The sequence below is a fragment of the Deltaproteobacteria bacterium genome, from assembly GCA_023382265.1.
In the GTDB taxonomy this organism is placed as follows: Bacteria; JAMCPX01; JAMCPX01; order JAMCPX01; family JAMCPX01; genus JAMCPX01.
On sequence record JAMCPX010000041.1, the window covers coordinates 1 to 7,688 of the forward strand.

The window sequence follows — 7,688 nt, forward strand, 5'->3', positions numbered from 1 at the left end:
CGGTGGAAGAAAGGGTTTAGAGGTTATCAAAAAAATTATTCAACAGGCAGGCTCATTTCTGAACGAGGATGGCACGCTTATCATAGAGCATGATGATACCCACAAGGAATACCTTGAAACATTCTGTGCAGGTGAGGATCAATCATCGCTCCGATACATTAAAACAATCAATGATTTTTCCGGTCTTCCGCGCATGAGCATATTTTCCTGCAGATACAACAAGGTACATGCCAATGCTAAATTATCGCGTTAACAGAAAATTGCTCAAGGCGGATTTGCTGGATCTGTTCATTCGTTTCAACTTCTTTCCCCTCTATCCCGGCATATGGTTCTTTTCGGGCAAATTGACTTTTTGCGTTACCTACCGTAAACATATACCTGTGGTGCCGTTAATGGGGGAGGGGTGGTGAGATTGCAGACCAATACGCTTGCAAAGCTGCAAAGTCCTGTCGCTGATGATGCTGTTTTCAGAAAGCGGCTGTTTCTTGCGCTTGAACAGGCACGGAAGAAAAGGGCGATCTGGATTACCGGCTTGCCCGGCTCTGGCAAAACAACACTGGTTGCAAGCTATATATCGGCATACAAGATTCCCCATGCCTGGTATCATATTGATAGCTCGGATACAGACATTGCGACCTTTTTCTATTACCTGAAGCTGCTTGTAAAAGGAATCAATGGTAAGAAAAGTACGAGGTTGCCTGTCTTAACGCCGGAGTATCTTCCGAACATTTCAATCTTCGCACAGAGGTACTTTGAAAATCTCTACTCAATGCTGCCGAAGGGTTTTGTGCTTGTTTTTGACAATTACCATGAGGTCAATGCAAATCCGCTGTTTCATACAATCATGCATGAGGCTTTGATGAATGTTCCGGAGCATGGGAATATCATATTGATAAGCCGGACTGAACCTCCTGATTCGTTTTCAACGTTCGAGACAGACAGTATGATGGAGATCGTCGGTAATGAGTTGATCAAGTTTACGTCAGATGAAACACAAGAATTGATTAAGCTTCGTTCAGGGAACGGGCATAACAAAGAGATGGTGAACAGGCTTCACGATTTTACGGACGGCTGGGCAGCCGGGATCATCCTCATGCTCGAGCGGAATAAAGAGAAATTAGAAATTGCTTCACAGGAAGACTTCAAAGATAATCAAGCCATATTCGATTACTTTTCTGCTGAGATCTTCGAAAAAATGAAGCCTGCAGATCAGGATTTTCTGCTGAAGACATGCCTTTTCCCAACAATGACCGTTGAAATGGCAACGCAGATGAGTGGAAGCCGCACTTCTAAAAAACTATTGGGCGATCTAATCAAATCTCATTATTTTACCATCAAATATCAGGATAACACCTATAAATACCACGACCTGTTCAGGGAATTTCTCCTAGTGCGTGCGAAAATGTATTTCAGTGCAACAGAGCTTCAGCGTATCAATAAACAGTCAGCAATGATTCTTAAGGAAAATGGTAAGATTGAAGATGCTGTAAAGTTGTTTAGAAAGGCCGGAAGCATAAAGGATATTCAGAAGATTATTCTAGAGCAGGCACAGGCATTGATAGAACAGGGAAGAAACAAAGTGCTTGAGGAATGGATAAAAGCCATACCCGAAGATATCTTAAATCAAGAACCATGGCTTTTATACTGGCTCGGTGAGGCGCGAGCGGTGTTTAATCCTGTTGAAGGAAGGTTATATTTTGAGAGAGCATTTAGACTATTTTTTAATGCTGGACATAATTCTCGGGATGTTTACTCCCGGAGAAAGGTACTTCCTGCAGGGCTATACCTGTCCTGGTGCGGTATTATTGAAACATTTATATATGAGTATGGTAATTTTGAGCTGATCAATAAATGGGTTATGGAAATGGAAAAAATAATTCGAACATATCATACATTTCCATCAAGGGATCTCGAAGAGCGCATATTAAGTTTATTGGTTTTTGCCTTAACACATTACAACCCATATCATACTAAAATTGAATTATGGGCAGATCGCGTTTTACAACTATTAAAATATAGTAAGGACCCTAATCAGAGTGTATATTATTCATTCTCAATATTACACTACTTTGCATGGATAGGGGACGTCTCTAAATATCAGGTACTCGTTGAATTAATGCAAAAGATACCCCAGTCATTATCTATAAAAAGCCAATTACTTCAAAAGATGTATGGTGCCGGATATGCCAGGCAGATAGTCTCGAAAGAAGAGTGCCTGCGCTTTGTATCCGAAGGCATGGAGATGGCTCATCAATACGGAGTGCGATTTCTCGATCACATGATTATTTCGCAGGCTGTTTATCTTTTGTTTAGCATTAACGATCTCAATGGTGTTGAAAATTTCTTACAAAAAATGGGACTATCGGTAAATCATTCCAATGCCTTACAGATAAGTCAGTATGCCATATTATCCGGATGGTTGGATCACCTGCGGGGGAATATATCGCTTGCCATTGAAAAGATTGAGAGGAGTCTTGTCTTATCTATAAAGGCGCAAATACCCTTTGCACAGGCCGTAAGCCGTTTCGCATTAGCTCAGATACTTTATGAACAAGGAGATTACAAAAAGGCTGGCGAACATTTCAAACACGGGCTTTTTATTGCCAAAGGAATGAAAAGTAAATCGTTGGAGCTTACATCTTATTATATACAGGCTTACTGGCTATTAAATGAAAAGCATTCGAATACAAGAAAGACAGAGAACAAAGGTCTCAGGATACTGAAGAAATGTTTGGTCATGAGTAAGAAATACGGTCTGGTTAATGTGTACTTTGCCTGGGGACAAAAGATGGCATATTTGAGTCTCAAGGCATTGGAGAATAATATAGAGGTTCATTATGTGCGGGATTTAATTCACAAGCTTGAACTCTTTCCCGACACACCTCCGTATGCATGCGAGAGCTGGCCATGGGCATTCAAGATTTATACGCTCGGCAGTTTTAAGATCCTGAATGAGGACGCACCGGTCGAGCTGTCCAAAAAAGCGCAGCTTAAACCTGTTGAGCTGCTGCAGTTTCTTATCGTCAATCACGATAAAGCAGTCGAACTGGATCATATAAGCGGCATGCTATGGCCTGATGCCCAGGGCGATTATGCACACCAGACGCTGGATACAACCATCCACCGGTTAAGAAAGTTGCTCGGTTACAATGATGCTGTGATAGCGGAAGGAGGCAGGCTTATGCTGAACCCGAAGACATGCTGGGTAGATGTACAGGCATTCGGGGCCTTGTTCGACAGCATGGAGGGCCTTTTAGAGAAAAAGAACTGGATTGCGCATCAAGTGCGGAATGACGGTAAAAAACAGGTCAATAGACAAGATGAAGAAGATGATCAAGTCAAAGAGCTGGGAAGGCGTATCTTAAATCTTTACAAGGGAGATTTTTTTGCGCAGGGGACTCTGCCATCATGGGCTATAAGTTTTCGGGATAGTCTGCATGACCGGTTTACGCACGTTATTGAAATGCTCGGCGACTATTACGAAAAGAGCGGGGATACGGTACAGGCAGTCCGGATATACAAGAAGGGACTGGAGATTGACAACCAGGCAGAGCTTTTTTATCAGCGGCTGATGCTGCTGTATCAATCGCACGGACGCACTGCCGAAGCTGCTGCCCTGTACAAGCACTGTGAGGTGATATTATCCCGGACACTGGGCATAAAGCCCTCGGACAAGACCAGAAAGATATATCAGAATATTATAAAATCAAAAAGGTAAGACTCTCTCACCCTTAGAAGCAGAATAGAGGGAAGGAACCATTCTAATCCTTGCATCTTCGATTTTCTTCTGGTTCTTGCCCTATTAGAGAACGGATACCCGCCCATTATCCCTTACAACTTATTCTTATCAATATATTTGATACCAGCGATATTTTTGAAATCTGCATCCTGCGTCCATAGAATGGCATTATTTGCTTTTGCAGTTGCCAATATAACGCTGTCTGCTAAGGGAAGTTTATATTCTAACCCAACTTTAGCCGCATTTAATGCAATGGCTATATCAAGTTCAACGGTCCTGCCCTGTATCATAATAGCTATTGCCTGAAGTGCAGCATCTTCACCTTTTTGTTTAACTACACTTTTAAACACCTCTAAAATACATATAGAAGGAACAAGAAGATTTTTAATATCTTCAATGGGTTTTGCAAAATAACTGGCATTAGGGGCATCTGCAAAATATTCGAGCCATCCGCATGAATCTACTAAATTCATATTCTATCTTTTTCTCTTATTATAGTGGTATCAATACCTTGTAGAAAACCGCGCATTTTTTTTATGTCTTTTACCGGTATATACTCTATACGATTTTCATATTGTAGAACATGGACTTTTGTGCCAGCTTTGATTCCCAATGATTTCCTTATCCTCAGAGGTACAACCACTTGATATTTTGGAGAAACTTTTACTATTTCCATACACTCCTCTCCCTCTATTTTCCATCGATACATTATATGTAATACGATAGTATCATCGATATCGGATGTCAAGATGTCTATCTTTTTTGGGCTTAATAATGCGGTCTGAGGATACAGGTTGTGGTTCACCCCGTTAGAAGCATAGTATAGGAAAGAAATTCTTTCGACAGATCAAAACGGCTCATCGCTATGTGTTTCTAACGGGGTAAACTTCTCTCTATTCGGTAATAGAGTTGTTGTGGGGAAAGTTGCGATTAAAAGGATGATCCTCTTTGAAGACTCAAATGCTTGCGCCGGTTCAAAATCGCATGTAGTTCCGACACCATTGGCCAATAATTTCTGATTCATGTTAACACCGTAATACGGTATCACCGACCCACAACCCGCCAGAACCATTGTCAATAAATATAAAACACCAACCTTTTCATGTATCCTCCTCCCGTGACAGGCGGGGCGTACGCCCCGCCTTATCTTCTATCCTGTCATTCCGTACTCGATACGGAATCCAGTTTGTTTAACTCTATAACTTTCCACGGCCATTGTGGCCCTGTGTACGGAAAGTATTGAGGACCTGTTGCTAAACCGACAATCTTAGTTACACTGTTACTATTCCAATTCGCAACCCAGACATTGCCAGATGCATCAATGGTCATGGTTTTGTATCCTTTCTCCGGCGATTTGCTTCTGCATATACCCACTTTTCCAGATGCCTTGGCTCGATGTTTTGGATTGAGTCGAGCGATGCAATGAGTGCGCGTGCCGCTCTGACGATTTGTGCTGTTCGGTTATCATTATAAGTTACGAGGAAGAAAAGAGTGTAAAAAGAGAAGGAACTCGCCGGGATAAAGAGTGCGATTCCCCTCTTTATACCGATAACAACGTGGAAGAAATGGTTAAAATAAAACAAACAATTCAACATATCGAGTCCCTCCATTGTATGCCCCCATTTGGGTTTTATCATTTCAATAGCGCATTCATACTTACAAATGACTTACAGATTCTGTGAAAAAATCCGCAAATTGTAATTATTTTAACTACAATCCATAATAAAATGTCCTTCATTATATTGACGAAACACGGTTCAAAGGTTAGAAAATATCAAGCGGGGTAATAATAAGTGAAGGACCATGTTTTAACAAAGCTTCAGAATCCTAAAACAGACAATGTAGTTATTAGGGAACGGCTGTTTCGAATACTGGTTCAGGCTCGCAAGAAGAAAAGTATCTGGATTACCGGCTTGCCCGGCTCTGGCAAAACAACACTGGTTGCAAGCTATATATCGGCATACAAGATTCCCCATGCCTGGTATCATATTGATAGCTCGGATACAGACATTGCGACCTTTTTCTATTACCTGAAGCTGCTTGTAAAAGGAATCAATGGTAAGAAAAGTACGAGGTTGCCTGTCTTAACGCCGGAGTATCTTCCGAACATTTCAATCTTCGCACAGAGGTACTTTGAAAATCTCTACTCAATGCTGCCGAAGGGTTTTGTGCTTGTTTTTGACAATTATCATGAGGTCAATGCAAATCCGCTGTTTCATACCATCATGCATGAGGCTTTGATGAAGGTTCCGGAGTACGGGAATGTCATATTGATAAGCCGGACTGAACCTCCTGATACATTCTCACGCATGCGGGCAAACAGTATGATGGAGATTATAGGCAACGAACAGATAAGGTTTACACCTGAAGAAACCGGCGAGCTTATCCGGCTGCGCTCCGGTGAAAGCCATACTCATGAGACGGTCAACAAACTTCACGATTGGACAGACGGCTGGGCAGCCGGGATCATCCTTATGCTCGAACAGGATAAAGCAAGGCTAGATGCCAATTCTCAAAACGGCTTCAAAGACTATCAAGCTATATTCGACTATTTTTCCGCTGAGATCTTTGACCGGTTAGAGCCTGCCATGCAGGATTTTCTTCTGAAGACAAGCTTTTTCCCCTCCATGACTGCAGATATGGCAAACAGGATTACGGGCAGTGCTGTCTCGGATCGCATATTGAACGGGCTGGTGAAGTCCCAGTATTTTACCATCAGGCATCAGGACAATACCTATACGTATCACGATCTGTTCAGGGAATTTCTACTTTTAAAGATGCGTGGTATATTTTATCAGGAAAACAAAATCAAGATTCAACGAAACGCTGCCAGGATCCTGGCGGATGCCGGATATATTGAAGATGCAATCGAATTGTTCTTACGATCCAAGGATTGGGCAGAGGCTGTAAAATTGATCATGGAACATGCATCTTCTCTTATTTTACAAGGTAGAAACCGCACACTGGAAGCATGGCTGAGAGAGCTGCCTGCTGATGGAGCAAAAAAGAATCCATGGATTATTTACTGGTTTGGTATGTGCAAACTGCCGTTTGAACCTTCCAAAACCCATGTTCTCTTTGAAAAAGCATTTAAGCTTTTTGAGAAAAATAATGACAAAACTGGTGTGTTTATGGCGTGGACTGGTGCGGTTTATTCTGTTACGTATCAGTTTGGGAATTATAAGCTTTACGATCGCTGGATAAACAGTATGGAAGGGCTCATGCATAAATACAGAACCTTTCCCTCGCAAGAAATAGCTGCTACTGCAACGTATGCCATGTTAGGAGCTATGGTATTCCGGCAGCCCTTTAATCCAAAAATCAAGAGTTGGATTCAACAGGGCTTTTCTATCCTGTCAAAAAGTAAAGATCTCAACTTCAATATACAATTGAGCCTTATTATAAGTCTTTATTATATATTTATAGGTGATTTTGCAAAAGCCGGTTCAATCATTGCACCTTATAGAAAACTAACCTATTCGAACAAGATATCTCCGCTGACCTTTATTACATTTAAAGATTTGGAGGTGCTCTATTGCTGGAAAACCGTTGAACGCGATCCGTCTTTTACTCCGTTGTATCAGGGCATGGGATTAGCTCAAGCAACAGGTGTTCATGTACTGGATCATACACTTTTAAGTTATGGTGTAGGATGGGTGCTTGCATCGGGCGATCTGTCTCTTGCCAGGAAGCTTCTCCATGAGGCTTCAAAAACAATTGGACAAGCTGGTCCATTTGATGCGGCTTTATATTATTACTTTTTGGCTTCAGAATCCCTGCTACAAAAAAACTTTGCTACTGCACTCATGAACCAAAAAAAAGGAGGATATATCAAATTTAGTTGAAATTTGAAATAGTGGCTCCACTGTGGAATGATCCACAAAGGTTTAAAAAACAAAAAGAAAGGAGCCACTGATGAAAGTAAACACGAGAAACAGGAAAAAAGCAA

7 protein-coding genes are annotated in these 7,688 nt (G+C 41.5%); 3 read left to right on the forward strand and 4 right to left on the reverse strand.

Translation table 11 applies throughout. The features are described from left to right. A partial coding sequence (locus tag M1381_08125; protein ID MCL4479045.1) for a hypothetical protein occupies nucleotides 1-253 on the forward strand: 253 nt, incomplete at its 5' end. Between the two features lie 153 nt (nucleotides 254-406). Continuing rightward, the gene (locus M1381_08130; GenBank protein ID MCL4479046.1) at nucleotides 407-3,718 is read left to right on the forward strand and encodes a hypothetical protein; all 3,312 of its coding nucleotides are present in this window, start codon (nucleotides 407-409) and stop codon (nucleotides 3,716-3,718) included. A gap of 113 nt (nucleotides 3,719-3,831) precedes the next feature. Here M1381_08130 and M1381_08135 read toward each other — a convergent pair whose 3' ends face one another. From M1381_08135 to M1381_08150, 4 genes are all read right to left on the reverse strand, one after another. After that, a complete protein-coding gene (locus tag M1381_08135) occupies nucleotides 3,832-4,212 on the reverse strand; it encodes a type II toxin-antitoxin system VapC family toxin (protein MCL4479047.1) in 381 nt (126 codons plus the stop codon). After that, nucleotides 4,209-4,415 (reverse strand): AbrB/MazE/SpoVT family DNA-binding domain-containing protein, encoded by a 207-nt coding sequence (locus tag M1381_08140; protein MCL4479048.1) that lies wholly within the window; start codon nucleotides 4,413-4,415, stop codon nucleotides 4,209-4,211. The genes M1381_08135 and M1381_08140 overlap by 4 nt, the downstream gene beginning before the upstream one ends. 171 nt (nucleotides 4,416-4,586) lie before the next feature. Continuing rightward, complete coding sequence (locus tag M1381_08145) at nucleotides 4,587-4,763, reverse strand: hypothetical protein (protein ID MCL4479049.1); 177 nt, start codon at nucleotides 4,761-4,763, stop codon at nucleotides 4,587-4,589. 134 nt (nucleotides 4,764-4,897) lie between these two features. After that, nucleotides 4,898-5,068: a hypothetical protein gene (locus M1381_08150; protein ID MCL4479050.1), complete on the reverse strand. Its 171-nt coding sequence runs from the start codon at nucleotides 5,066-5,068 to the stop codon at nucleotides 4,898-4,900. Between the two features lie 464 nt (nucleotides 5,069-5,532). Here M1381_08150 and M1381_08155 point away from each other — a divergent pair, with 464 nt between their 5' ends. Then, nucleotides 5,533-7,584 carry a hypothetical protein gene (locus M1381_08155; protein ID MCL4479051.1) on the forward strand — a complete coding sequence of 684 codons (2,052 nt, stop codon included), beginning with the start codon at nucleotides 5,533-5,535 and terminating at the stop codon, nucleotides 7,582-7,584. The last annotated feature ends 104 nt before the right edge of the window (nucleotides 7,585-7,688 follow it).